The organism is Stieleria sp., assembly GCF_041595215.1.
GTDB classification, from domain to species: domain Bacteria; phylum Planctomycetota; class Planctomycetia; order Pirellulales; family Pirellulaceae; genus Stieleria; species Stieleria magnilauensis.
In genome coordinates this window covers 1-3,244 of sequence record NZ_JBFHKV010000984.1, presented here as the reverse complement: position 1 = coordinate 3,244, position 3,244 = coordinate 1, and the positions used below count along the sequence as shown (strand labels likewise).

The following is a 3,244-nucleotide window of genomic DNA, read 5'->3' as shown; positions in this document are numbered from 1 at the left end:
TCAACGTCAGATCTTCGCCGGTCGATTGACCACTTGCCAGCGTTTGAAACTTGCCCGATCCGTGAGCGGCGATTTCCAGCGACCAATGGTCCAGGTTGACGTCGTTGATGGCGGCGATCAATTCGGTCGGCTCGGTGATGCGATGGGAACCATCAAACGACAACGCGACTTGGGGAGCCTGCTTGTCGGTGGCCGTACGGACTCGCACCGTTTCGGTGACGCTCGCGACAAAGCCGTCGACGTCCGTCGCCGTGGCAACCAGCGACGTTTTCCCCGGGGAGCCGGCGAGGATCTCGGCGCGGCCTTGTTCGTCCAGCGTGACTTCGCGGCCGTCGTAGGTCAGTGACAAGGACTCGATCGGCGCAACGCCGTCGGCGATCACATCGACTCGGATCGTTTGTCCCGGCAATGCGGGGAAACTGGGCGTGGTGACAATTCGAACCTCGGGCAAACGAGGTGTCGCGACCGACTCGATCACCAGATTGTGTTTCGTTTCCGCCAGTCCGTCGCTCGCTCGGACGTCGACGACGTAGCTGCCGAGTTGGCCGGGTTGGGGAATCCACGTGATCCGACCGGTGGATGCATCCAACGCCGCCCCGTCGGGTAAGCCGTACGCCGCGTACGTCAGCGTGTCATCGAGATCAGGATCAGACGCGGCCAAATGGAAATCAAGCAACTCGCCGACAAGCACTTGATGGTGTCGGCTTTCGACCGTTGGCACTCGGTTGACATTGTCCACGACGATCGGGACGCGGATCGAATCGGATGCGTTTTGTGCATCGGTCAGCGTGAAGACAACGTCGTGGACGCCGGCTTGGTCGAACGTCGGTTGCCAGCGGAACACGCCGCTGCTGGGATCAAACAAAGCTCCGTCGGGCACCTCGTCGGCGGTCAACGTCAACGGTCCGCCATCCAAGTCGTCGCCCGTGATTCGAAATTCCATCCAGACGCCTTCACGGGCGTATTGCGGCGAGGGGAAGGCGAGACGCGGGGCGCGGTTGACGGGAACCACGTCGATGGAAAACGATCGGGTGTCAGATGCCGATCCATCGGTCGCAACGATGTCGATGGTGTACGAGCCAGAATCGTCAAACGACGGTGTCCAATCCAACACGCCGTCGATCGGATCCAGCGTCGCACCGGGGGGCAGATTCGACGAGGTGTACCAGATCGAATCGCCATCGAGATCGTTCGCGATGAATTCCAGCGTCAGCGTCTCGCCTTCATCCACGATCGCATCGGCAATCTGGTTTAAGACCGGAGCGGTGTTGTGATCGCGGACATCGATCACGAAGCTTTGCGAGGACGTCAGCGTTGCCGCCGCGCCGTTGTTTCCCGAATCGGTCACCGTGACGGTGACGTCGTAGGTTCCGGTGTGGGCCGTTTTCGGATCCCAGTTCAACAACGCTTGGCCGTACGACCCGGAGTCGACGATTCGAGCGTCCGCGGGCAAGCCGCTGAAGGTGTAGTGCAGCGGCTCTTGATCGATGTCGGCCGTCGATAGCGGCAGTCGAAGCAAATCACCGGCCAAGACCACGATCGACGGAACGGGCGAAAGTTGTGGCGGATCGTTGGCGGATTGGACCGTGACGACAAAATCGTATTGCGTCGTTTCGATCCGTCCGCGGCCGTGACCATTGCCGTCGTCACGGGCGATGATCGACAGGGTGTAGTTGCCCCGATCGGCGGTTCCCGGTGTGAAATGAAAGAAACCCGTTCCGTTGCCGTTGTCGCTGAACGTCACGAAGTCCGGCAGCGGCAATCCCGGCAACCCGCTGGCCGCGGTCAGCGTGATCGCATCACCGTCCGGGTCAATCACGGAGACCGGTAGATCGACCACGTCACCGCGCGACAGGACAACGTTTTCGATCGGATCGATCAGCGGACGTTGGTTGACCTCGCGGACGGAAATCGGAACCCGGGAATGAATCGTGACGGGAACCCCGGTGCCGTCGCCGTCATCGGTTGCTTCGAAGTGAACGATGTATTCGCCCGCTTGGTCATGATTCGGCGTCCACGTCAGTGTCGCGGTTTCGGAGTCAAACGACGCCCCGTCGGGTAAACCGACCACGCGATAATTCACCGGTGAGACCAGACCCGGCGGAAGCAGCTCGCCGTCGTCGGTGCGAACCGGTAATCGAAACTCGGGATGGTCGGGGTCGAAGGCGAACACTTCCATCACCAGCGTTTGGCCTTCGTCGATCGACCAGCCGTGCATCGATTCGAACACCGGTGCTCCGTTTGCATTGAGCACGTCGACGACGATCTGGTCGCTGGTGGATTGGTCGCCCGCGGTGACCGTGATCGGAATGTTTCGGGTTCCCGCCTGATCAAAACCGACGGTCCAACGCAACGTTCCGGTATCCGCATCTAGCGTCGCACCGTCGGGCAGGTCATCGCTGGTATACGACAGTGCGTCGCCATCGGGGTCGCTTGCCGAGACACGATAGGTCCAGTGGTCGCCTTGGCGGAGTGTGAAAGGCTGCGGTGTCTCGATCAGCGGCGGTCGGTCGGCATCGGCGACGACGAGATCAAACGTGTGCCGGGTCGTGTTGACGCCGTCGCTAGCGAGAAACGTCAAATCCCGGTAAATCCCCGCCGCATTTTCACCAGGCGACCAACGCAACGTCCTCTCCGACGCATCGAAGAACGCGCCCGGAGGAAGGTTGTCGGCCCAAACGTCGATCGCTGCGTCGTCGCGGTCGAGCACGTTGACGGGAACGACCAGAGTTTCGTTCTCCGTCATCGAGGCGTCGGCCGGCGGCGAGATGAACTCCGGTGCCTGATTGCCGCCGGCAACGGTGATCGTCCATGTTTGAGACGTGAAGCCGCCGCGTGAGTCGAAGGCATATAAAACGACGCGATTCTGCTCGGCGGTCTCGGTGCCGGTTTGCCAATCGATGAATCCGCTGTCCGGGGCGACATGCATCCCGTCCGGTGCTTCATTCAACCAATACGCGACCGAGTTGGAATCCGGATCATCGGCTCGGGCTTCGTATCGATAGACGGACCCTGCAACGACGTGCTGCGGCGGTGTGGAATCGAATTGGGGACGCAGGTTTGGCGACGCACTGGCGAGAAAACTGGGCGCGAAGTTCGCGCTGATGTCTCCCGGTGCCAACCAGCGAATCGTCTTGGCCGTCGTCGACTCACCGGAACGCAGCCGAACACCATCGGGAACGTCGGCCGACAAATCAAAGAACCAGCGCCCATCGGCCGACGGCGTCGCGGGTTGCCCCGGAAC

The 3,244-nt window shown here is 61.3% G+C and carries 1 protein-coding gene; it reads right to left on the bottom strand.

Annotated features, from left to right (window positions below):
- Positions 1 to 3,244 (bottom strand): putative Ig domain-containing protein (locus ABX749_RS27115; protein WP_372898778.1); only part of this gene is annotated, 3,244 nt, incomplete at both ends.